The 23,436-nt window shown below is 36.9% G+C and carries 24 protein-coding genes and 1 other annotated feature (1 of these 25 running past the window's edge); of the genes, 3 read left to right on the forward strand and 21 right to left on the reverse strand.

Annotation, left to right across the window (positions count from 1 at the left end):
• Positions 1 to 61, reverse strand: a binding site (T-box leader); it reaches 166 nt to the left of the window's first position.
• Positions 62 to 140: 79 nt separating this feature from the next.
• Positions 141 to 350: a hypothetical protein gene (locus tag DKZ56_RS11355; protein ID WP_208650092.1), complete on the forward strand. Its 210-nt coding sequence runs from the start codon at positions 141 to 143 to the stop codon at positions 348 to 350.
• On the opposite strand, the gene DKZ56_RS11360 is transcribed toward DKZ56_RS11355, so the two are convergent.
• The 18 genes from DKZ56_RS11360 to DKZ56_RS11445 form a co-directional block, all read right to left on the reverse strand.
• Positions 343 to 1,203, reverse strand: coding sequence for a hypothetical protein (locus tag DKZ56_RS11360; RefSeq protein ID WP_208650093.1), 861 nt, complete (start codon positions 1,201 to 1,203; stop codon positions 343 to 345). The two genes, DKZ56_RS11355 and DKZ56_RS11360, sit on opposite strands and share 8 nt — an antisense overlap.
• 269 nt (positions 1,204 to 1,472) lie before the next feature.
• Positions 1,473 to 2,762 carry a glutamate-1-semialdehyde 2,1-aminomutase gene (gene hemL / locus DKZ56_RS11365; RefSeq protein ID WP_208650094.1) on the reverse strand — a complete coding sequence of 430 codons (1,290 nt, stop codon included), beginning with the start codon at positions 2,760 to 2,762 and terminating at the stop codon, positions 1,473 to 1,475.
• 1 nt (position 2,763) lies between these two features.
• The gene (hemB, locus tag DKZ56_RS11370; protein WP_208650095.1) at positions 2,764 to 3,744 is read right to left on the reverse strand and encodes a porphobilinogen synthase; all 981 of its coding nucleotides are present in this window, start codon (positions 3,742 to 3,744) and stop codon (positions 2,764 to 2,766) included.
• Positions 3,744 to 4,496 (reverse strand): uroporphyrinogen-III synthase, encoded by a 753-nt coding sequence (locus DKZ56_RS11375; RefSeq protein ID WP_208650096.1) that lies wholly within the window; start codon positions 4,494 to 4,496, stop codon positions 3,744 to 3,746. Before DKZ56_RS11375 ends, hemB begins: the two co-directional genes overlap by 1 nt.
• Complete coding sequence (gene hemC / locus DKZ56_RS11380; protein ID WP_208650097.1) at positions 4,489 to 5,415, reverse strand: hydroxymethylbilane synthase; 927 nt, start codon at positions 5,413 to 5,415, stop codon at positions 4,489 to 4,491. The genes DKZ56_RS11375 and hemC overlap by 8 nt, the downstream gene beginning before the upstream one ends.
• 18 nt (positions 5,416 to 5,433) lie before the next feature.
• Complete coding sequence (gene ccsA, locus DKZ56_RS11385) at positions 5,434 to 6,255, reverse strand: cytochrome c biogenesis protein CcsA (RefSeq protein ID WP_208650098.1); 822 nt, start codon at positions 6,253 to 6,255, stop codon at positions 5,434 to 5,436.
• A 102-nt stretch (positions 6,256 to 6,357) separates the two neighbouring features.
• Entirely contained in the window at positions 6,358 to 7,713 is a 1,356-nt protein-coding gene (gene hemA, locus DKZ56_RS11390; protein WP_208650099.1) for a glutamyl-tRNA reductase, read from the reverse strand.
• Positions 7,714 to 8,269: 556 nt separating this feature from the next.
• Positions 8,270 to 9,730, reverse strand: a complete 1,461-nt coding sequence (locus DKZ56_RS11395; protein ID WP_208650100.1) for an S-layer homology domain-containing protein — start codon at positions 9,728 to 9,730, stop codon at positions 8,270 to 8,272.
• A gap of 60 nt (positions 9,731 to 9,790) precedes the next feature.
• Positions 9,791 to 10,903: a hypothetical protein gene (locus DKZ56_RS11400; RefSeq protein WP_208650101.1), complete on the reverse strand. Its 1,113-nt coding sequence runs from the start codon at positions 10,901 to 10,903 to the stop codon at positions 9,791 to 9,793.
• 204 nt (positions 10,904 to 11,107) lie between these two features.
• Positions 11,108 to 11,689 carry a ribosome biogenesis GTP-binding protein YihA/YsxC gene (gene yihA / locus DKZ56_RS11405; RefSeq protein ID WP_208650102.1) on the reverse strand — a complete coding sequence of 194 codons (582 nt, stop codon included), beginning with the start codon at positions 11,687 to 11,689 and terminating at the stop codon, positions 11,108 to 11,110.
• Positions 11,690 to 14,008 carry an endopeptidase La gene (lon, locus tag DKZ56_RS11410; protein ID WP_208650103.1) on the reverse strand — a complete coding sequence of 773 codons (2,319 nt, stop codon included), beginning with the start codon at positions 14,006 to 14,008 and terminating at the stop codon, positions 11,690 to 11,692.
• 297 nt (positions 14,009 to 14,305) lie between these two features.
• On the reverse strand, positions 14,306 to 15,580 hold the full coding sequence (gene clpX, locus DKZ56_RS11415; protein ID WP_208650104.1) for an ATP-dependent protease ATP-binding subunit ClpX: 1,275 nt from the start codon (positions 15,578 to 15,580) through the stop codon (positions 14,306 to 14,308).
• A 207-nt stretch (positions 15,581 to 15,787) separates the two neighbouring features.
• The gene (gene tig / locus DKZ56_RS11420; RefSeq protein ID WP_208650105.1) at positions 15,788 to 17,080 is read right to left on the reverse strand and encodes a trigger factor; all 1,293 of its coding nucleotides are present in this window, start codon (positions 17,078 to 17,080) and stop codon (positions 15,788 to 15,790) included.
• Between the two features lie 113 nt (positions 17,081 to 17,193).
• Entirely contained in the window at positions 17,194 to 18,186 is a 993-nt protein-coding gene (locus DKZ56_RS11425) for a tetratricopeptide repeat protein (protein ID WP_208650106.1), read from the reverse strand.
• Between the two features lie 231 nt (positions 18,187 to 18,417).
• The gene (locus tag DKZ56_RS11430; RefSeq protein ID WP_208650107.1) at positions 18,418 to 18,831 is read right to left on the reverse strand and encodes a DnaA N-terminal domain-containing protein; all 414 of its coding nucleotides are present in this window, start codon (positions 18,829 to 18,831) and stop codon (positions 18,418 to 18,420) included.
• A gap of 143 nt (positions 18,832 to 18,974) precedes the next feature.
• Complete coding sequence (locus DKZ56_RS11435) at positions 18,975 to 19,412, reverse strand: MaoC/PaaZ C-terminal domain-containing protein (protein ID WP_208650108.1); 438 nt, start codon at positions 19,410 to 19,412, stop codon at positions 18,975 to 18,977.
• Positions 19,413 to 19,488: 76 nt separating this feature from the next.
• Positions 19,489 to 19,905, reverse strand: a complete 417-nt coding sequence (locus DKZ56_RS11440; RefSeq protein ID WP_208650109.1) for a universal stress protein — start codon at positions 19,903 to 19,905, stop codon at positions 19,489 to 19,491.
• A 157-nt stretch (positions 19,906 to 20,062) separates the two neighbouring features.
• Positions 20,063 to 20,476: a hypothetical protein gene (locus DKZ56_RS11445; protein WP_208650110.1), complete on the reverse strand. Its 414-nt coding sequence runs from the start codon at positions 20,474 to 20,476 to the stop codon at positions 20,063 to 20,065.
• A gap of 216 nt (positions 20,477 to 20,692) precedes the next feature.
• Between DKZ56_RS11445 and DKZ56_RS11450 the strand changes: the two genes are divergently transcribed.
• The gene (locus tag DKZ56_RS11450) at positions 20,693 to 20,815 is read left to right on the forward strand and encodes a YjcZ family sporulation protein (RefSeq protein ID WP_208650111.1); all 123 of its coding nucleotides are present in this window, start codon (positions 20,693 to 20,695) and stop codon (positions 20,813 to 20,815) included.
• Between the two features lie 151 nt (positions 20,816 to 20,966).
• Here the strand turns inward: DKZ56_RS11450 and DKZ56_RS11455 are convergent, their stop codons facing one another.
• Both DKZ56_RS11455 and DKZ56_RS11460 read right to left on the reverse strand, forming a co-directional pair.
• Positions 20,967 to 21,155, reverse strand: coding sequence for a hypothetical protein (locus DKZ56_RS11455; protein WP_208650112.1), 189 nt, complete (start codon positions 21,153 to 21,155; stop codon positions 20,967 to 20,969).
• Positions 21,156 to 21,329: 174 nt separating this feature from the next.
• The gene (locus DKZ56_RS11460; protein WP_208650113.1) at positions 21,330 to 22,334 is read right to left on the reverse strand and encodes an NADPH:quinone oxidoreductase family protein; all 1,005 of its coding nucleotides are present in this window, start codon (positions 22,332 to 22,334) and stop codon (positions 21,330 to 21,332) included.
• A 180-nt stretch (positions 22,335 to 22,514) separates the two neighbouring features.
• Between DKZ56_RS11460 and DKZ56_RS11465 the strand changes: the two genes are divergently transcribed.
• Entirely contained in the window at positions 22,515 to 22,895 is a 381-nt protein-coding gene (locus tag DKZ56_RS11465; protein ID WP_208650114.1) for a protoporphyrinogen oxidase, read from the forward strand.
• Between the two features lie 375 nt (positions 22,896 to 23,270).
• Here the strand turns inward: DKZ56_RS11465 and DKZ56_RS11470 are convergent, their stop codons facing one another.
• Complete coding sequence (locus DKZ56_RS11470; protein ID WP_208650115.1) at positions 23,271 to 23,435, reverse strand: FeoB-associated Cys-rich membrane protein; 165 nt, start codon at positions 23,433 to 23,435, stop codon at positions 23,271 to 23,273.
• Position 23,436: the final 1 nt, after the last annotated feature.

Here is a 23,436-nt window from a genome sequence, read left to right on the forward strand (position 1 = left end):
GCTGCCGTTTCCTCTCTGTAGCATGCGTCCACATTTTACTCTTCCAATTCATCGCATCCACGCATATTCAACTGCTTAAATCATTTTATAAAATTTATAAGCAGTTTTCAAGTTCAAAGGAAATGAAAGGAGCGATTTCCATGTCATTTTTAAAAAAAAGAAGAAGAAGCTATAATCCTTGGCTTTTACCTCCTTGGCTCCGAAAAGTGCGCTTTTATGCAAAGCATATTTGCATTCCGATCACTGTATTCCAAGCAATTCACTTAGTTTTTGTTCCCACGACGGGCGATGTGCTGCTGCTTTTCATTTTCTTACTCATTTCATGGATGTTATGGACGAATATTATTTAAATTTCAAAAGGCTATAAGATTCTGAAAGCTCGTTGTAAAAATCATCCGTATCGGATGGAATTTTAAATCGTTCATCGATTGACAGTTTGTTGGATGATTCCAACACTTGTTTCTCTTCTTCTTTCCGGATTTTTTTAGCCTCTTTAACTAAATTCGATTGTTGAATGGGCTCTACTGGCTTTATTGGACTTTCTTCTAATGTATCTTCCGCAGGTTGATAAAAAGGTTCATAATTTGTTAAAGATTCCTCTTCAACATCAACAGTTGTTTCAAGCAAGCTTTGAATACTTTCCTTCTTGTTATGCTGTTCTTCTTGCACTAACGGATGTTCAAGAGTCGCTGGCGGCTGGTCAATTTTAACCTTTTCCAATACTTCTCCCGTATTGGCAGCTACAACCGCTACCCGCTCTGCCGCTTTTTCTTTAGACTCCACTTGGAACAAAGCACCGGCTGTCGGCTCTTCAAAAGTGCATTGGACTTCCCATTTAAACGTACAGCTTGAGCCATCGTATACAAAGTAGGAGATATCATCAACAGAAAGATCCAGTTTACAATTTGATGCAACTTTTTCCTTTGGCAAGTCCACTTCTAAAGGCATTGAATATTCAAAATATCCTTCATCGCCTTTTAAATCAATATATTCAATCAACGTTCCTTCACTAAAACTTGGCTTAACGGCCGGATTAAATCTCACGGTTGCCTTAATATGATAAATGCCCGTCAAACGAATGGAATCTTCTGTTACCTCTTGCTCCCAGCGCGGGATGACTTGGACCGATACGACTTCTTCGACAATCCCATATTCTTTTGAAAAAATAAATTGCGTCATCATTTCCCAATCAATTTTTGCCATGTGTTCCCCTCCCGTACTACTCTATGCACGAGAAAAGGAAGTATGATAAAAGGAATTTCAAAATTTCTATAAAAAAGGGGGCGTCTGAAAAGTCATTTCAAGACGCTCCCTTTGCGGCTGTCGCTAGAGTTTTGCCGCAGATATATTGCGACGAAGAGGCGCGTTTAATGTGACCAGCATAGGAGCAAAGATTTTTCAAAAGAATTTTACTAATAGAAGTGGGGCTGTCCGGAAAGCTTTACACTTTCTGGACAGCCCCACTCTTTAAATTATCTAGCTAATTTGGCAAATACTTTGTGCATCGCATCAATTGTTTTTTCGATATGTTCTTCTGTATGAGCAGTTGAAATAAATAAACCTTCAAATTGGGAAGGAGGTAAGTAAATGCCTTCTTCCAGCATGAGTCGATGATACTCTGCAAATAATTTCAAATCAGAAGTTTGAGCCGTTTTAAAATCAACAACATTTTCATTCGTTAAGAATAGTCCAATCATGCTACCTGCACGGTTCACTGTGTGCGGGATATTGTATTTCGTTGCTGCATCACGGATTCCCGTTTCCAGCATATCCCCTAACTTTTTAAAATACTCATAAGTCTCAGGAGTTAAGCGGGATAATGTCTCAATACCAGCAGTCATTGCAAGAGGATTTCCTGAAAGTGTCCCCGCTTGATACACCGGTCCACTAGGCGCTACTTTCTCCATGATTTCCCGCTTACCAGCAAAAGCGCCTACTGGAAGACCGCCGCCAACCACTTTCCCTAAAGTCGTTAAATCCGGCTCAACGCCGTAATAACCTTGCGCACAGTGATAATCTACGCGGAATCCAGTCATCACTTCATCAAAGATTAGAACAGTACCATATTGTTTTGTAATTTCACGCAATCCTTCTAAAAATCCTGGTTTAGGTGGAACAACCCCCATGTTTCCTGCAACTGGCTCTACAATTACAGCAGCAATTTGTTCACCAATTTTTTCGAATGTTGCTTTAACTGCATCTAAATCATTATAAGGGCAAGTTACCGTGTTTTTCGCTACATCCGCAGGAACCCCAGGGCTATCTGGCAAGCCAAGAGTTGCGACACCAGAACCGGCTTTAATTAGTAAAGAATCGCCATGTCCATGATAAGAACCTTCAAATTTCATAATGATATCACGGCCAGTATATCCGCGGGCAAGGCGAAGGGCAGCCATTGTCGCTTCCGTGCCAGAGGAAACGAAGCGGACCATCTCAACAGAGGGAATTCGTTCAATGACGATTTTAGCTAATTGATTTTCGAGCACTGTTGGAGCGCCAAAAGAAGTACCTTTTGCTGCTTGTTCTTGAATTGCTTTCACTACTTCAGGATGAGAATGGCCTAAAATCAATGGACCCCAGCTAAGCACATAATCAATATATTCATTACCATCAATATCTCGAATAATGGCGCCTTTTCCAGATTCAATAAAGACCGGATTACCATTGACTGATTTAAAAGCGCGGACAGGGCTATTTACCCCGCCAGGCATCAAATTCACTGCTTCTTGAAAGGCTTTAATTGATTTTTCATATGAACGCATATTACTTCTCCTCCAACCAACGAGCTACGTCTTTTGCATGATAAGTAATGATTAAATCGGCTCCTGCACGTTTCATTCCAACTAATGTTTCCAATACAACGGATTTTTCGTCAATCCAGCCATTCAGTGCCGCTGCTTTTACCATTGAATATTCTCCGGAAACGTTATAAGCCACCACTGGAACTGGATAACGATTCTTAACATCGCGAATAATATCCATATAGGCAAGGGCAGGTTTCACAATTAAGAAATCTGCTCCTTCTTCAATGTCAGATTCCGCTTCACGGAAAGCTTCTAAACGATTAGCAGGATCCATTTGATACGTTTTGCGGTCGCCGAATTTTGGCGCTCCTTCTGCCGCTTCACGGAACGGACCGTAATAGCTGGAAGCATATTTCACCGCATAAGACATAATTGGCACATCTTGGAATCCGGCTTCATCTAAAGCTTTTCGAATCGCAATCACAAATCCATCCATCATATTGGAAGGAGCAATAATGTCCGCCCCGGCTTTTGCTTGGGAAACGGCAGTGCTTGCCAATATATCAAGGGAAGGGTCGTTTAAAATTTTATCCCCTTCCACTAAACCGCAATGGCCATGATCTGTAAATTCACAAAGGCAAGTATCGGCAATGACCATCAATTCAGGATAACGTTCTTTAATTTGTCGTGTTGCTTTTTGTACAATGCCATGGTCGTGGAATGCACCTGAACCTTGCGCATCTTTTTCAGCAGGAATGCCAAATAAAATAACTGCTGGAATGCCAAGGGATACAACTTCATCAATTTCCTCATCCAATTGGTCTAAAGAAAGCTGATAAACACCTGGCATGGATTTTACTGGATTTTTAATGTTTTCCCCTTCAATAACAAAAATCGGATAAATTAAGTCTTCCTTATGCAAATGATTTTCTCTTACCATTGATCGAATAGTTGCGTTTGCACGAAGTCTACGATGTCTTCTAAATTCTAATTGTGACATTACATTTCCTCTCCTTTTGCGATTGCATCTATGACAGATTGCATTGTATATGTTGCTGGAAAATATGTAACATGGGCACCATATTTTTCAACTGCACCTTTTGTGATATGACCGATGCAAGCAATTTTTGCTCTTTCCCACCCGACTTTAGGAGCTACATATTTATGAAAGCAATCCACAGCAGATGGGCTTGCAAAGATGATAATAGGCTGCTTGCTGCTTTCAATCGTTTCTATTAATTGTTTAACAGATTCTTTATTTTCAATCGTTTGATATACTGTCCATTCATCAATTGGAAAAGGAAGCCCCTTTTTCAACGTATCCTTCGCTAATTGTCCCCGAATAAATAAGCATTTCGGGGAGGAACCGCTGACAGAAGGGAATTCTTTGATGAAAGTATCCGCGCTGTAAACAGAAGGCATGAAATGAACGTTGAATCCGTATCGTTTTAATAGTTCGGCGGTCTTTTCACCTACAGCTGCAATTTTACAAGAAATTTGCGTTGAATTAAATTGAATCCGCTTTATTTTTTTCCAAAAAAACTCAACGCCGTTTTGGCTCGTAAAAATGAGCCAATCGTAATTTTGGCAGGCAGCAAGACGCTCTTCATCATCACTATTGTCCGCTTCCTTCGTTTGGATAAGGGGACATAGGACCGCTTCCCCTCCCAGCTCTTCAATCCGTTCAACAATCGATTGGGTTTTTTTGGTGCCAGTTAATAAAATGGTTTTCCCTTCCAACGGTTTACGCATTTTCCGCTTTCACCTTTTCAATTAATTCATAGGCACCTTGTTCTGTTAAGATTTGAGCAAGCTTCTTGCCAACTTCTGCAGGATTTTGGCCTTTCACTGTTTCTTTATAACAAATGGAACCATCTGGAGAAGCAACTAAACCAGTCATCTTCACTTCTTCCCCATCCACCGTCGCATAACCGGCAATCGGAACTTGGCAGCCTCCATCCATCGCCGCTAAAAAGGCGCGCTCAGCAATAACCGCTTTCTTTGTATTTTCATCCGTTAATTTTGCAAGCTCTGCTAACAGTTCTTCATCATCTTTCCGGCATTCAATGCCTAATGCACCTTGGGCAACGGCAGGCAAGCAAATGTCTACATCTAAATATTCTGTCACCACATCCTTTGCCCAGCCCATGCGATTCAATCCAGCAGCGGCAAGAATAATGGCATCGAAACCTTCCGTCTCCAATTTTTTCAAACGAGTATCAATGTTTCCCCGAATCCATTTAATTTCAAGATCAGGGCGCACTTGTAAAAGTTGTGCGCTGCGCCGTAAAGAACTTGTCCCAACAACAGCACCTTCAGGCAAATCTTTAAATTTCACATGATTTTTTGAAATAAGTGCATCGCGAGGGTCTTCCCTTAATGGAATGCAGCCGATTGTAAGGCCATCTGGTAAAACGGCAGGCATATCTTTCATCGAGTGGACTGCAAAATCGATTTCTTTTTCAAGCAATGCTTTTTCGATTTCTTTTACAAACAGCCCTTTTCCTCCAACTTTTGATAATTGCACATCTAATATTTTATCACCTTTTGTCACAATTTCTTTGACCTCAAACTCAAAGGGCAAACAAGCTTTTTTGCATTGGTTAATAAACCAGTTTGTTTGTGTAAGAGCTAATTTACTTTTTCGAGAACCTACTACAATTTTTCTCATGATGAACCAACCTTTCTTCTAATACCATAAGTGGAAATGTGAAAACTTGCTTCCTAAAAAGAAGTTAATTAAAACGATAAAATATGCATAAATTTGAATCCATGCAAAAGAAGTGCCAGTCATTTTTCCGCTCCGTTTTATAATCAGTACAGCCATATAGATGATGAGTATAATGAAAGATGCAATAATTTTGATATCAAAAAGCGAAACGGAATCGACCTTCATAAATGCGTATTCCAACCCAAGAAGCAAACTGATGAGCATGATCGGTATGCCAATAATAATGGAATAATTCATCCATTGGGTCATTTGCGTCAATGAAGGCAATCGTGACCATACTTTTGTATATTTTTTCTTTTTTAATAAATGATAGAGAATTAAATATAAAATGGAGAAAACAAATGAAACAGAAAATGCTGCATAAGCGAAAATCGCAAAACTTATATGTATAAACAGCATTTCAGATTCTAAAGTTTTTAATACAGGATTTAAATTATTTGGCGCAAATAATCGTATGGTCATAAAGATAAATCCAAGTATATTGATGAAAAAGACCGGCAAATCGACCCTCGCAATGCAATGCAAAAAAATCGACAACGTTACAAGCAGCCATGCGTAAAAATAAATTCCTTCCGAGAGGGATAAAATCGGGAAACGTTTCGTTTCAATAATATTTAAAACGATGAAGGATGTTTGCATCACCCACACAATCGAAATCAACCAAAAAGCCGAACGACGAATAAAAGCTTTTTTATAAAAATAATCAATAAAATATAGCATAATGCTAATTGCATAAAGAATAACCATCATTTGATAAAGGTTTGACATCACTTCAGTCATACGAAACCCTACTCCATCTAATACGTCATTTCTAGTAAAAACTAAAGCGTTTCCGTACCAATAGTTTACCACATCGATACGAAAACGCCTTAAATTTCTTTCTTAAAAAGATAATTTTGGTTGATTTTCTAATTCTTGAACCATTTGTTTCTCAGCTGCTTTTAATTGTTGATTTTTCATTTCTTCTTGAACAAGTTCTTCAATTCCAAAAATTTGTTGATACAATCGAAGGTTTTGGTTTGCTTTTGGCGAGTTGGCAATTTCCTTCACTTGAAGAATCGGTTCTTTTAACAATTGATTAATGATGGATTTCGTATGTTTATTTAAAATTTTACGTTCCCGTTCAGTTAAATTTGGCATTTTATTTTCGATGCTTTTCATTGTTTCTTGCTGAATCATCTCCGCTTTTTTGCGCAAAGCCGCAATAATCGGCACTACTCCAAGGGTTGCAAACCAGTCTTTAAATTCAGCGATTTCCTGTACAATCATTCTTTCAATTTGTTGGGCGGCCTGTTTTCGTTCCGCTAAATTCGCTTCAACGATACCTTGCAAATCGTCAATATCATACAAAAACACATTTGGCAAATCGCCAACTTTCGGATCAATATCCCTTGGTACAGCAATGTCTACTAAAAACAATGGCTTTCCTTTACGCAAATGATCAACAAACTGCATCAATTCATAATCGATGACATATTGCGGGGAACCTGTTGAACTGATTAAAATATCCGTTTCTAAAAGGGTGCATTGTAATTCTTTAATGGATTTCGCTTGTCCATTGAAACGTTCTGCAAGGGATATGGCTTTCTCAAAGGTACGATTCAATACCGTTACTTTTCCGACACCGTTTCCATACAGATTTTCCATTGCTAACTCGCCCATTTTCCCTGCGCCCAAAATTGCAACGTGCTTGTTTTTCAAAGAACCAAAAATTTTCTTTGCCAACTCCACAGCAGCATAAGATACTGAAACAGCATTTTCGTTAATCGTCGTTTCATTATGCGCTTTTTTTGCAAAAGTAATCGCTTGTTTAAACAAGCGGTTAAAAATTGTACCCGTCGCACCAATTTCTTGTGCCTCTAAAAAGCTTTTCTTCACTTGTCCAAGAATTTGCGTTTCCCCAAGAATCATGGAATCAATTCCAGCCGCTACGCGAAAAAGATGTTTTAAAGAATCATCGCTTTCATGGATATATAAATAGTTCTCAAAATCCTCAATTGGAATGTGGAACCAATTAGATAAAAAACGTTTTATATAATAACGTCCTGTATGCAGTTGATCGACCACTGCATAGATTTCCGTTCTATTGCAAGTTGATACGATTACATCTTCCAATATGCTTTTTTCATTTTTTAACGCAGCCATCGCTTGCGGTAATTCACTTTCAATGAACGACAGTTTTTCACGAATTTCGACTGGCGCAGTTCTATAATTCAAGCCGACAACAAGTGTGTGCATGAACTTTACACCTCTCACGAACTATTTCATAACTTTTATTCTATCACAAAGAAAGCGCTATCTAAACGCAATTTATGAAAAAGTTATGAAATATATCTTTTTCTTTAAAATAATTCTAAAATGAGAATAACAAAAAAAGATACTAATTTCAATCATAATCCACTTCAGCGTTAGTATTCATCAAATTTCGACAATTTACACTTTTCATCCATTAATCAAAAAATTTTAGGGGTAGTTGAAAGAATTTTGATAAAAAATTGATATAACGAAAAATTGATTGGAGTGACGGGGCAAATTTCTGTCGCACACGCTTAGTCGCAAAGCAAAGCTTTCCTGCAACGAGTCCTCTAGAGACCACAAGGAGCGAAGGGATGACTCAGAGGCGGCTCGAGCCGGACCCTGCGGAAAGCGTCCCCGGAACGGAAATCAATTTTTAATAACATATCAAAAAAACATCATTTTCTTTTTGGAGAAAATGATGTTTTTTTAGGTTTGTGCCAGCCTCCCTTAATATTGTTAAGGTCAACTTTTTGAATTTCCTTTAATTAATTGACATTCACTCAAAGAAAAGAATATCTTCCCGATAATTTTGCTGCAAATCTTTTTCTAAATACTCAAGGAAGCGAATTATGACTGCAGAAGCTTGAGCACGAGTTAAAGGTTCATTTGGACGGAAGTTTCCATATTCATCCCCATTCATTAATCCAAGTTCCGATGCTATATATACACCATCACGTGCATAGTCAGAGATGGCTGCGTTGTCTCTAAAATTTGTTCGATATCCAGGATCTGGAGCTTTCGATTCCAAACCTAATGCCCGAACAAAAATCGTTGCTGCTTGCTCGCGTAAAATATAGCCATTTGGTTCAAAAATCCGCTTTCCTGTTTTATAATCCAATGTGCCTTTAATAACTCCTTTTTCAACTGCAGAAACAATATATTCATAATCTTTTATGTTTGTATTTAAATCCGGGAAAATTTTCTGCTTATTTTTGTTTTTATTATTTTTTTGATCTTCTACGCGCAAATCAATTGCTTTTCCAATAGCAATTGTAAAATCAAGCCGTGTCATCGGTGTATTTGGAGAGAAAAAGTTTGAATTATCATTGAAAACGCCTAAAGAATATAGCTTTTCAATTGAATCTTTTGCCCAATGATTTGATAAATCTCGGAATTTCGGTACAATTAATCTTTCGATAGCAGGTGTTTTCGAAGCATTTAAAGTGAATGACCCTGAGCCATACCCTTTTAAATTATAGTGAAACTTCGAAACTGCGCTCTCTTCTGTTTTTACATAATAGCCACCATAAAAGCTTGATAATGAAGCTGGATTCTTTTCATACTCTAATTTACGAGTTTTCGAAGAAGATACAGTATTTTTTATTGTTCCCACTGAACCATCAGCAAATCGAATAGTTTGTTCGGTCATTTGAGTTTCTGTAGATCCCCAAAAGTTTTCATACCCAACAAGTTTGCTTTGTACTTCCACTAAAATATTAAAGGTAATTCCATTATCTTTATATTCATATTTTTTTGTTCCAGTAATAATTTCATCAAAATAATTTGATGCCGGTAAATTATCCGTCACTCTTCCTTTTGTAATATGATAGCCATTTTTGACGATGCTATAAGTGATTCCATTAATGGTAATTTTTTCATCAAAACTGGACAATTTTCCGTTAGCAGTGCTCTGCCCAATGGCATCATAGTTTTCAACATCTAAATCATACTTAACCGTACGAGTGAGTTTGTCTCCTTTGTTTGGTCCAGTAAGCGTCATTTTATAAGTTTCTGTAATCTTACCTTTTGACTCTTTTCTAGTTACAGTAACACTGCTTGCATCCCCGGTAAAGCGAACCGGCTTACCTGTAATAAATACATATTCTTCGTAAGTATAATCGTCTTTTACTCCTCCAGTCATATCCATAATTTCGGCTTTTGATGGCTTGGGATCACTGACGAAAATGAAAATAATTGCTGCGATTGCTATGACGACATTAAAAAGTTTTATTTTCATAGATTTATAAGCTACCTCTCTTTCATTTTCAGAACACTTGGAAGAAGGAATCTATTAGTTTTAATTTAGGTTAATCAGCTGCGCATAATAGTCTCCAGTTATCAATTCATCAACGATGACCAAATTTATAGCATAATTTGGTATTAATGACGTTCGATCAATCAATTGACCGTTTGATATGATGATTGTGCCTTCATGTAAATAAACCCTCCCATTTATTTTTAAATTAATAAATCGATAGGAAGGATTAACGGCAGTAATTTGTTCACGAAATGTCCAACCGGCATTGGAAATCACAACCATTCGTTCCGCCATTTCTTCACCATTTTTTTCTGTAGTGATAAAATAAACCATACTATTTTTATAAGATTTTAAATCGCTTGCTGAAACTTTTTCTTTTCCAACGAAAATTGGATTTTCCGATTCAAAAGTAAATGTTTTTAACTCGTAGAATCTTGAAGTATTCTTAAACACTCCTGTTCTATTGTCATACATTTCTAAATTGTTTAGAACAATCGAATTTGAATATGGGTTAACAGATTGTATTTTGCCGCGATAGATATTTTTAATCTTTACACCATCCACAGCTATATCCAATTCAGAAACGACAGATGAAGTGGCACTTGAAAACTTCAAAATTACTCGATCTCCCTCATTTAATGCATCTAAACTCGCAATAGATTCTCCTTTTCTTATTTTTGTATTTTTATTGATGTAAAAAGTTTTAGATTCTGTATCATTATCCAATTTTACGCGAATAAATGTGCCTTTCGAGCTTATTTCCGTAACAACTCCCGTTTTTTCTTTACTATTTTTAGGAATGGCTCCTTGATTACTGTTTACCGTTCCCTTTAAATCCGTTACTTTTCTTAATGAAACCGTGGCTTCAACGGTCATTCCTTTTTTAAAACCTTCAATTGTCGTAAGCGTATTGTTAATAAAATAATTTGTATGCTGGTCAATATTTAATGTAACTTTTGTTCCATTGTTACTTTTAATCACAATTTGTGTTGGGATACTTTCAGAATTACTTTTACCATTTTGGTTTTCTGAACTATAAACCACATCTTCAAGAATACCTTTGTAGATGGTTGCTGCATTTACTTTACCTACAGAGATCAGATTCATGAAGAACAATAAAACAATCATTATGTATATCCATTTCTTACACAATGCTAAAATCCTCCTCTAATGTCCCATTTCATTCTCTATTCCATAGCAAGAAAAAACTCCTAAATATTTTATCGGTATAAAAGCAGGTAAATTAAGGACTTACTGCCATTTATACAAAAATCTACATAAAATCAGTTTAGATAAAAAAAGCAATTTGGAAATGTATGATTTCCAAATTGCCCTTTTTCGTAGGTATGTATGGAATCACATGAACTTTTCAATTTCAGCCCATGTTTCTTCCACTCCTAATCCTGTTTCAGCCGAGAAAAGAATGAGAGGTTCATCTTTTTCCATTTTTAATGTTTCTCGTACAATTTTTTTATGTTTATCCCATCTGCCTCTTGGAATTTTATCTGCTTTTGTTGCAATGACAATGGAAGGGATATTGTAATACTTTAAAAAATTATACATCATTTTATCATCGTCTGTCGGTGCATGCCGCAAATCAATAATTAAAAGGACTGCTTTTAATCCAGCGCGGCCGGTCATATACCGTTCAATCATTTTCCCCCAAGCTTCCCGCTCTTTCTTTGATACTTTGGCATAGCCATAGCCTGGAACGTCCACAAAAAACAGCACTTCATTAATTTTATAAAAATTGAGCGTTTGTGTTTTTCCAGGCTTTGATGACGTACGAGCCAAGGATTTCCGATTGACCATCTTATTGATGAAAGAAGATTTACCGACATTGGAACGGCCGGCTAAGGCGAATTCAGGAAGACCTGCATCAGGATATTGCTCCGGCTTTACAGCACTGATTACGAATTCCGCTTGATTTACCTTCATCTAAAATCCTCCAACAAGGGCGATTTTCAACACTTCTTCCGCAGTTTTTACCGGCTTGAATGTTAGCTGTTCGCGGACTGTTTCAGGAATATCATCAATATCCCTCTCATTATCTTGAGGAATGATAATCGTTGTAAGACCTGCACGATGCGCACCCAAAGATTTTTCCTTCAGGCCGCCAATTGGCAATACTCGCCCTCTAAGTGTGATTTCGCCCGTCATGCCTACTTCTTTTTTGATTGGCTTATTGGAAATGGCAGATACAAGTGCTGTCGCAATGGTAATACCCGCTGATGGTCCATCTTTAGGTACCGCTCCTTCTGGGACGTGAATATGAATATCGTGCTGCTCAAAATAGTCTGCATCTAGGTTAAGCCGTTCCGATAAAGATCGGACGTAAGACAGGGCTGTTTGAGCAGATTCTTTCATTACATCCCCAAGCTTTCCTGTTAGAAGCAGTTTTCCTTTTCCAGGAGTTAATGATACTTCAATTTGAAGGGTATCTCCGCCAACAGTCGTATATGCTAAGCCGGTTGCTACCCCTATTTGGTCTTCCAATTCCGCTTGACCATAGCGATATTTATGTTTGCCTAACATTTCAATTAATGTTTTTGAATTAACCGTCACCCGTTTACGTTCGCCGGAAACAATAACTTTCGCCACTTTTCGGCATACCGCAGCGATTTGGCGTTGAAGTCCCCGAACCCCAGCTTCCCGCGTATAATAGCGGATTAAATCTACAATTGCTTCTTCTTTAAAAACAATTTGTGATTTTTTCAAGCCGTTTTCTTCCAACTGTTTCGGAATGAGATGATTTTTTGCGATTTGCAATTTTTCCATTTCTGTATAACCGGAGATAGAAATGACTTCCATACGGTCTAATAGCGGACCTGGAATCGTGCTTAAATCGTTCGCAGTCGCAATAAACATCACTTGCGATAAGTCATACGGCTCTTCGATGTAATGGTCGCTGAATGTATGATTTTGTTCAGGGTCCAATACTTCCAGCATAGCTGCAGAAGGATCTCCTCTGAAATCATTGGACATTTTATCGATTTCATCCAATAAAAATACCGGGTTGATCGTGCCAGCCTTTTTCATGCCTTGAATAATGCGCCCTGGCATAGCTCCTACATAAGTGCGTCTGTGTCCGCGAATTTCCGACTCGTCTCGAACACCGCCAAGAGAAATCCGGACAAATTTGCGGTTCAAACTTTCTGCAATGGATCTTGCAAGGGACGTTTTTCCGACGCCTGGAGGACCAACTAAACAAAGGATTGGACCTCGAAGGGAATTTTTTAATTGCCGTACAGACAAATATTCCAAAATGCGCTCTTTGACTTTTTCCAAACCATCATGATCGCGGTCTAAAATTTCTTCCGCTACTCTAATATCAAGTCTATCTTCTGTTTTCTCTTTCCAAGGAATCGTAACAAGCCATTCAATATAATTGCGAATCACGCCGCTTTCAGCACTTGCAGCTGGCAATTTTTCATAGCGGTCAAGCTCTTTCAATGCCACTTTTTGAGTGGATTCAGGCATGCCAGCCTCTTCAATTCGTTTTTTAAGGTCTGCAATTTCTCCGCTTTTTCCTTCACGGTCTCCAAGTTCCGCTTGAATCGCTTTCATTTGTTCACGCAAATAATATTCCTTTTGCGTGCGCTCCATTGCTTGCTTTACTTTTGTAGAGATTTTCTTTTCTAAATTCAATACTTCCTGTTCATCATGCAAGCGAATCATTAAATGATCCAATCGTTTTTTAATATTGAACATGCTGAGGACTTCTTGCTTTTCCGCTATTTTAAAAGGCAAATGGGAAGCGATGATATCGGCCAGTCTTCCAGGCTCCTCGATATCCATAACTGCTTGAATCGTTTCAGCAGTAATTTTATTGGAAGCCTTCGCATATTTTTCAAAATAATTCATCACGGTGCGCATTAACGCTTCCGTTTCAACGTCTTTTTCTTTTGAATCTTCGTGCAATTCAATATCTACGGTTGTAAAATCATCATTTTCCTGGTATTTGATAATTTTGCCTCGGCAAATTCCTTCCACGAGAATTCGCAATGTACCATTCGGCAGTTTCAACATTTGTTTGACAGAGACATATGTCCCAATCATGTATAAATCTTCTTTCTCCGGCATTTCTACACGCATATCCTTTTGAGCCGTCAAGAAGATTTTGTTGTCATTCACCATCGCATGTTCTAAAGCAGCAACGGAACGTTTTCTTCCTACATCAATATGTAAAACCATTGAAGGGAAAACGAGTAGTCCGCGCAAAGGGAGCAACGGAACATTTTTCTTTATTTCAGCCATGCGGGTTCCTCACCTCCATTATGATACTAACGAATGCACCCGCTTCTGCAAGTTTTAGTATGTGAAAAAATAAGAAGTTTTCACTTGGATTTACATAGCAATTTTAAAATTTTTTCTTTCATGGAGCATTAATTAACAATAGTTTATTCAAAAAATAAGTTAAAGAATTATCAAAAATATTTTTTAAAAAATGTCATTCGAATTTTCGTGATAAAGAGCTGACTCACGAGAAATGCATGGTGCACATTCGCAGTCAGCTCTTTATGAAATAAAACTTTTGAATTGCTTGTTTCTAACTTATGCAGAAGTTTTTTTATTGTCCTTTAAATCTTTCAATTCAGTGCCATCGTTCAAAATTAATTTCGGCTGTGCTTTTTCTGTAATGGTTTCTTTTGTGACGATGCATTTCACAATATCATCGCGGGATGGCAATTCATACATCATGTCAAGCATAATATTTTCAATAATTGAGCGAAGTCCACGGGCACCTGTTTTGCGTTCAATAGCTTCTTTCGCAATTGCTTGAAGCGCTTCTTCCTCAAATTCCAACTCTACATTATCCAATTCCAGCATTTTTTGATACTGTTTCACTAAAGCATTTTTCGGCTCTGTTAAAATTCGCACCAATGCTTCTTCATTTAATTGTTCAAGTGTGGCAATCACAGGCAAACGGCCAATAAATTCTGGAATTAGACCAAATTTTAATAAATCTTCTGGAATTAATTGTGAAATCAAGGAATCGCTTTCCACATTTTTATTTTTCGCATCTGAACCAAAGCCAATGACTTTCTGGCCTAAGCGGCGTTTAATAATATTTTCAATTCCATCGAAAGCCCCGCCGACGATAAATAAAATATTGGTTGTATCAATTTGCAAAAACTCTTGATGCGGATGTTTTCGTCCTCCTTGAGGCGGAACGCTTGCCACTGTACCTTCAAGAATTTTTAAGAGAGCTTGTTGAACACCTTCGCCGGACACGTCACGTGTAATGGAAGGATTTTCAGATTTGCGGGCAATTTTGTCAATTTCATCTATATAAATAATTCCTTTTTCCGCTCTTTCAATATCATAATCAGCCGCTTGAATTAATTTTAACAAAATATTTTCTACGTCTTCTCCTACATACCCTGCTTCTGTTAATGAAGTTGCATCAGCAATGGCAAATGGAACATTCAAAATTCTTGCAAGGGTCTGAGCAAGCAACGTTTTCCCGCTTCCTGTAGGTCCAATAAGAATAATATTGGACTTTGACAACTCCACATCATCTATTTTACTATTTGAATTGATTCGTTTGTAATGGTTATATACAGCTACTGCAAGCGCTTTTTTTGCGCGTTCTTGTCCAATCACATACTCATCTAAAATGCTTAAAATTTCTTTCGGTTTTGGCACATCTTGAAAATCGATTTCCTCTTCTGTGCCTAATTCCTCAACTACAATTTCGGAACAAAGCTCAATACATTCGTCACAAATATAAACACCAGGGCCAGCTACTAATTTTCGTACCTGTTCCTGAGGCTTTCCACAAAAAGAACACTTTAAATTGCCTTTTTCATCATTAAATTTAAACAATTTGTTTCACCCCTATTCAAGCAACAATCTTACAAGATATTGAGCACTTTAGCAAACAAGAAGTATTAAATGCCCACTTTTTTATCTGTAAGTATGTAAAAAAAATTATGGTTGGTACAAAACAAGGCACGGTAGTATACGCCGTACCTTGTTTTGGAAAAATATTTAATTAATTCCACTACGCTAAATTGTAAAGGAAAGCAAAAATTATTCAGTAATTTTTGCATGTTCAACTAAAAACTCAACTGTTTTTTGTGTGCGGATATCGTTTTCTAAAATTTCTGTTGTACCGCCTAAAGCAGTAATAATTTTTTCTTTATCCATTTTGAATTGGTCAGCCATTTTTTCAAGCTCTTTGTCGATATCTTCTTGTGTCACTTCGATGTTTTCTGCTTTAGCGATTGCTTCTAGTGTTAATGAAATGCGCACGCGAGTTTCAGCATCTTCTCTGAATTGTTCATGCAAGTCTTCCTCTGTTTGACCAGAGAATTGATAATAAAGGTCTAAAGACATTCCTTGCATTTGTAGGCGTTGAGCAAATTCATCAATCATACGGTGAATTTCGTTGTGGATCATTGCTTCTGGAATTTCCATTTCAGCATTCTCAGCTGCTTTTTCCACTAATTCATCGCGAAGTGTGCTTTCTGCTTCATTTTTCTTTTGTTCAGCTAATCTTTCTTTTATTTTGTTGCGCAATTCTTCAACTGATTCAACTTCTGGATCTGCTTCTTTTGCAAATTCATCGTTTAATTCTGGCAATACTTTTGTTTTTACTTCTTTTACAGTTACTTTGAAAGTTGCATCTTTGCCAGCAAGTTCTTCCGCATGATATTCTTCAGGGAATGTTACTTGGATGTCTTTAGATTCGCCAGCTTTTAAGCCAACTAATTGTTCTTCAAAGCCAGGGATGAATTGGCCAGAACCGATTTCTAAAGGATAGTCTTCCCCTTTTCCGCCTTCAAATGCTTCATCGCCAATGAAACCTTCGAAGTCGATTACAGCAATATCGCCTTCAACGATTGGTTCATCTTCTTTAATTTCATATTCTGCTTTGCGGTTTATTAAGTTTTGGATTTGTTCTTCCACTTCTTCATCTGTAACTTCAGTGCTTAATTTTTTCACTTCTAAACCTTTATATTCACCTAGTTTTGGTTCAGGTTTAACCGTTACAGTTGCAGTAAATGTAAAATCTTTATCTTTTTCGAAACCATCAAGTTCGCCGATTTCTGGATAATCAACTGGGAAAATACCAGTTTCATCAACAGCTTTTGAATATTCTTCTGGAACTAAAATTTCTAAAGCGTCTTGGTATAGAGCTTCTACGCCAAATCGCTTTTCAAAGATTTTGCGTGGCACTTTTCCTTTACGGAATCCAGGTACATTAATTTGTTTTACGATTTTTTGGAATGCTTGATCAAGCGCTTGGTTCACTTTTTCAGCAGGAACTTCAATTGTTAATACTCCAGTGTTTGCATCTTTTTTTTCCCATTTTGCAGACATATAGTAATACCTCCAAAAATAAATTACATAATTTTCATCATAAACAAAAGTTTACACGATTTTGACAACCATTTTAGTATATCATAAGTAGCCTGAGTTTCAACATTTTCATATTACTGCAGTTCGGACAACTTTTCTAATTCTTGTATGAAGCGATAAATTTCTTCATCGGCTCCACCGTTTTTGCCAAACATTTGATATACAAAATCAATATAATTTTGTGCCACTTTCTGCGGTTCAAAATCCAACCACTCAAAAGGATACGTTACAATTGAATGTTTTGCAATTAAATATTCTACCATTTCCAAAATGGAAGGATCTTGTTGCAATTTTTCATTCACTATATTTGAAATCATTTTATATTGTGGCAACTCTGTTGGCAACCCAATTTTCGAAGGATTTACCACAATCATCCTGTTAAATTTTTTCATTTCCAATTCTATGTCGATTTTTTGCTCATTCATCAAAATGAGAATGAGGCTTTTTACAAAAGGATGAGTGTGGCTATGTTCAGCTATTTTTTTCAGTTGCTTAAGAATGGGGCGGATATTTAAATAAGACATCTCGTTGATTTTTTTCACTTGCTGTGATGCATCGAATCCCAAAAAAACATCCAATTCATATTGCTCTAATTCGAATTGACTAACTACTGTATTCTCCTCTTGCTTTTCCATTCCCTCACTAATAGTAGCATTTAATTCTCTCAGCCTCTTAAATTGTTCCAACCTTTCTTGAGGAATCGCACCTTCTTCGAGCAAGGAAGAAATAATTTTTTCAACTTTTTTATATTCTTTTAATTGCAGACAAATACTTAAATAAAGTTCCATGATTTCAAAATACATGGATGGACCAAGGCTAAGAAGTCTCTCGCACACTTCCTTTGCTTTTTCATAAGATTTTGATTCATATAATGAGTAGGCGTAAATGCTCAATAATTGTTCATCATCATCTTCATATTGCAACGCTTCCTCAAAATATTGATTCGCCTTTTCAAATTGATTATTTCTCAAATATTTCAACGCCTCAGAATAGAGCCGTTCCACCGTTCCAGGAAATACAATAACATTTTGGAAAGTGGTGTAGGAAGAAGATTTCTTATGTTTCACTTTTTTCACTCCATGATGTATTAGAAAATGTTTGAATGTTCCCTATTTTTAAAAAATGCTTTTTATTCAATAATTAATAATTCCCTTCTATATATCATTTCAACCTAAAAACAACATAACTCCTATTATATTAAAAGATTTCAATATTTTTTAACGGTTTTTCCTTCCATTAAACAAAAATTTCATAAACCTTCACAACATAATAAAAACGGGATGAAACGCTAAAAAGTTTCATCCCTTCATTATTTTATGAAAAGTTACCTCATGATGTGCCCTTGTCTCTAAAAAAACGACTTTCTTCTCCAACTCTTTAACCTTTTTTTGCAATCGATTTATCATCATATTTTGCTGGAGAATAAACGTTTTTATTTCTTCATAAGTAGTTTTTGAGTGAATAAGAGGCAACTCATTTGATTCTTTATTCACAATTTGAATTTCGGCTTTTTTTCCGGTCATTTCTTCCACCGTCAAAGCAATGATTTTTTTATACCGATGATTTAAACATTCTTTTGTAAATTGGCTGTCTGTAAAAACATAAAGCACTTCTCCGCTCCATTCACCTTCCGTTTTTGCAAAGTACAGATCATAACTTGCCTTAGGAATTTTCCAACGAATCCGCTCCAATACTTTCGGCCAAAATTCCATGATGTCCATCCCTTTCTTCGCCAAAAATCGCTCTAACCACATTGTGGCAGAATTTCTTGAAATTTAATCAGCCCGCCCGCCAACATTTTGTAGAATATTTATTTCAAATTGCTATAAAAAATAAAAAGGAACGCCAAAGAAATTTAGCGCTCCTTTTTATTCAATAAAAATTTGTATTCAGCAGCAACAACGGTTTCCCCAGTCTGTTTCTTAATTTCTTGATGGAAAGCGATTACACCTTTACCGTTGCCTTTATCTATTAAATCGGTTACTTTTAGTTCCAAAAAGATTGTATCCCCGATAAAGGTCGGTTTGATAAATCGCAATTTTTCGATTCCATAGAAAGCAGCGATAACGTTAGGGCTCATTTCGAGAAGGCCTGTACCGATGGACAATACGAGCAAACCATGGGCAATCCGTTGTTTGAAGATTGTTTGTTTCGCATATTCCGAATCCATATGCAACGGAAAGAAGTCTCCGCTGACACCCGCAAAATTCACAATATCGCTTTCCGTAATGGTCCGCCCTGAAGACGTCCATGATTCTCCAATTTCATATTCTTCAAAAGGTTTAGTTAACATTCCTTCTCTCCTTTAAATTTCCCAGTGAAAAGCAGCTACTCCATTTTATGCATACACTCTTTTCAATATGAGCCCATTAACGGACAATAAACACATCATATTTTGAATTTCGAACGATGCGCTCCGCTACAGAACCAACCACCAATTTTTCTAGTCTATTCAAACCTGTTGCACCGCAGACGATTAAATCAGTTTCAAGGTTCGTTAAAACGGACTTGGCCGCTCCTTCTTTTACTAGTATTTCTACATTTGCAACTCCAGCTTTTTCAGCTTCTTCTTTCATTTTTGCTAACTCATCTTCCGCTTTCTCTCTCAATTCAGCAGCATATTTTAAATCATAAGCGGCAATAGAACCAAACGTTTTTGTATCTACCACATGGACAATCGATAATGCGGCTTGATTCATCTTTGCCAGCTCCACCGCTTTTTGAAAAGCCTTTTTTGATCCTTCAGAAAAATCAATCGCAACAGCAATTTTTTTATACATTCCCATTTTTTCCACTCCTTTATCTTTTTCTCTATTTTATCAAAAATTTTACAAAATTTATATAGAAAATTCATAAATTTTCTCGTTCGGTACTTTTTAAGCTAATCCATGTTCAAATGAGCTTTGCCGATTTTTTCAGCTAATCCGATGTTATTGATTTTTTTTATCGCTCATACAATTCCGTAACTTCCTCTAAATTAATCGGATTTAAAGAAATACTTTGTTTTCCCTTTTTGCATAAGACAAGTGGTTGGCCGTTAAACAGTTTGGCATCAATAATTTCACTGGTATTTCGGATGACAAAAGAATCGGATATCGGAGGGTAAATTTCTACTTGATGTTCAGCTAAAAAGCCCAAAATTTTCCGAATGGACCAATCCTCTTTCATAAACATCACGGAAACCAGTTTATATTGCTCTCCCGCTTCAATCAGCTGTGCAAAACAATCATCCATCTGAACACATTCCGTACGATGAAAAGTAAATTTATTTTCATAATCATCTACAATCATATATTCAAAACTATCTGGATATTCACGAAGTTCATCGATGAATTTTTGATATTTATATTGCTGCAAATAAACTACCTTTCTTCCTTCACTCCTTTCACCTTCTTGAACCGACCGGGAAGTAAGCGCTTACAAAATAAAAATCAATCGATTGAATTTTATTTAATCATGAGGTTATCAATAAAACCGATGATACTTAACCAATTTCACACTCATTCCGCATTTGTACCATATATCAACAAAAATCCACCATACATTAAATATGAAAAAAGGGGGTGAAAGGATATGTCTTCTAACTACGGCTCTGTTGGAGGTTATTACGGCAATAAGTGCGACTTTGTTTTACTTGTAGTTCTCTTTATTCTTCTCATCATTGTGGGAACAAACTACAAAGGTTACGGCTATTAATACCCCTTGCTGCTTTCACTTTCCGCCATGAATTCCACTTACTGACTTTATTACGACCTAAAGCAACGTCTTTAGGTCGTTTTTTTTTGCAGATATGTATAACTTCAGAAAAAACCCATTTTGAACAAAATCGGTTCAAAATGGACTATTACTAATTTAATATTCTGCTTGGCAAATTATGATACATATCAAAAATTTCTTCGGCTGTTTCCTTAATCATCCCCTCATCGCCTTGATCCATGGCATTATCTAATTTCGCATAAATCAATAATAAAATACTTTTTGCTTCCATTTCATCCATATATTGAATCTTCTGTTTTACATATTGAATCCGATTCAATTTAGCCACCCCTCTTTTCACTACATTGCAATTATACTGCAAGAATAAAATAATTTGCCAATCTTATACGATTTTCACAGAAAACTTGCTACTTACGAGAATATCATAAGTTTTCCAGATAGCATAATAAAAAAGACTGCCCGAAAATGTTCATTTCGAGCAGTTTTAAGCGATTTAAGAGATTACATCTACTAATATTCTACCTTTTGCTTGTCCCTTTAATAAAATCGGAAACGCATCTGGAAGCTCTTCAAGGGTTACCTCCTTATAAATAAAATCTTCCAACCGGTCCGGCTTATAATCAGATGCTAGTCGATTCCAAACTTCTTTTCTCGTTTCATAATCGCAATAAGCAGAATCAATGCCAAGCAAATCAACACCGCGAAGGATAAACGGGTAAACGGTTGTCGGAAGGCTTGTTCCACCAGTCAATCCGCTTACCGCCACTTGTCCTCCAAGCTTAATTTGGCTCAAAATGGATGCAAGGGATTCTCCTCCTACCGGGTCCACTGCAGCAATCCATCTTTGTTTTGCCAATGATTTCGGTCTGCCAGCACTGACTACTTCTTCCCTTGAAATCACCGACTTTGCACCAAGACTTTTCAAAAATTCATGTTCTGATTCTTTTCCAGTGCTTGCTTCTACATCATAGCCAAGCTTTGATAAAATCGCGACAGCAAAGCTTCCTACGCCGCCCGTTGCACCCGTTACAAGCACTTTTCCTTGTTCAGGTTTTAACCCATTTTGTTCAAGACGATAAATGGACAAAGCCGCAGTAAATCCTGCCGTTCCAATAATCATGGATTCTTTTAAAGAAAGCCCTTTTGGAAGCGGCACAATCCACTCAGCGGGGATGCGAGCATATTCGCTGTATCCTCCAAAATGGGAAACGCCAATTTCATAGCTTGTTGCGATGACTTCATCGCCTTCCTGAAAACGCGGATCTTCCGAACGAACGACAACTCCTGCCAAATCAATGCCCGGCACAAAAGGATAATTTCTTACAATGTTGCCATTTGGGATTGTGGCAAGACTATCTTTATAATTTACACCGGAATAATGAACCCGAATTAACACTTCCCCTTTTGGCAAATCATCAAAGGACAATTGCCGAAGTTCAACGGCCACATCTTCCCCATGTTTATCAACGACTAACGCTTTAAATTGTGACATCTCCATTTCCCCTTTCTAAAATCCATTTTACATGAATCTATTCCAATATTCACTATATTATGATAGATTTCCTTTTTTATAAGTTTTACTGATAGCATCTTAAAATTCTTTTCCTCTCAAGTTTGATAAGAAATTTTCCCTCAAAGTAGGTTATACTTAAGAAAAAATAAAGGAGGTTACTTTTATATGGTTTTAAGCAAGGTATATCTTGAACGTTGCGATAAAGAAACAGAGGAAACGATCGCCGTGGAATCACCAGATTTTTTAAATACACCGATTGCTTATTTTAAAACCCATTTAAACGAATTTCTTTATGTGGAATCGCCAACTTTTGAGGAAATCAAAGTGGATGCCCTTTCCATCGAAGTGGATGATGTGTTTCGTACATATATGGCTTTATTTGGCTTAAGAGTTCAAAAGAAACATAGCAATGCTATTAAAAATTATTTAGAGGAACATCTACATACAGATTCCATCAAAAACTACAGCGCCCTCTTTTCAGCAGATGAAGGCTTGTGGGAAATCAATCTCCCTTTGGACTTTATAGAAGGCTTTCAGAAGAAATGACGATTGAACAAGCCATCGAACTATCCTATAGTTTTATCCAACATTTACTTCAACAGCTAAACGAAAAATAAAAAGGAGGCTGGGACATAAACAAAAAATTAAAGGGGTAGTTGAAAGGGTTTTGATAAATATTTGATATAACTAAAAATTGATTGAAGTGACGGGGCGACTCCTGCGGGAACAGCCCGTGTCTCGAGACACCGCAGGAGCGAAGCAATGAGCTCCGAGGAGGCTCGAGCCGGGCCCGCGGAAAGCGTCCCCGGAACGGAAATCAATTTTAATAACATATCAAAAAAACATCATTTTCTCCTTGGAGAAAATGATGTTTTTTTAGATTTGTCCCAACCTCTTTTTAATTGAGAAAAAGACGCATTCTCAATTCAAACGATTATTTTTTAATGATGAGTTGCAATTACTATGACAATGATCTGCGATTTCACAACTTGCGCAAACGCCTTTTTTGCTTTTCTTAATGGATGAATATAACGCCCAAAAAGCATAGCCAAAAATGATGACTCCAAGAATTATACTAATGACCATC

This window comes from Ureibacillus thermophilus (assembly GCF_004331915.1).
Lineage (GTDB): Bacteria > Bacillota > Bacilli > Bacillales_A > Planococcaceae > Ureibacillus > Ureibacillus thermophilus.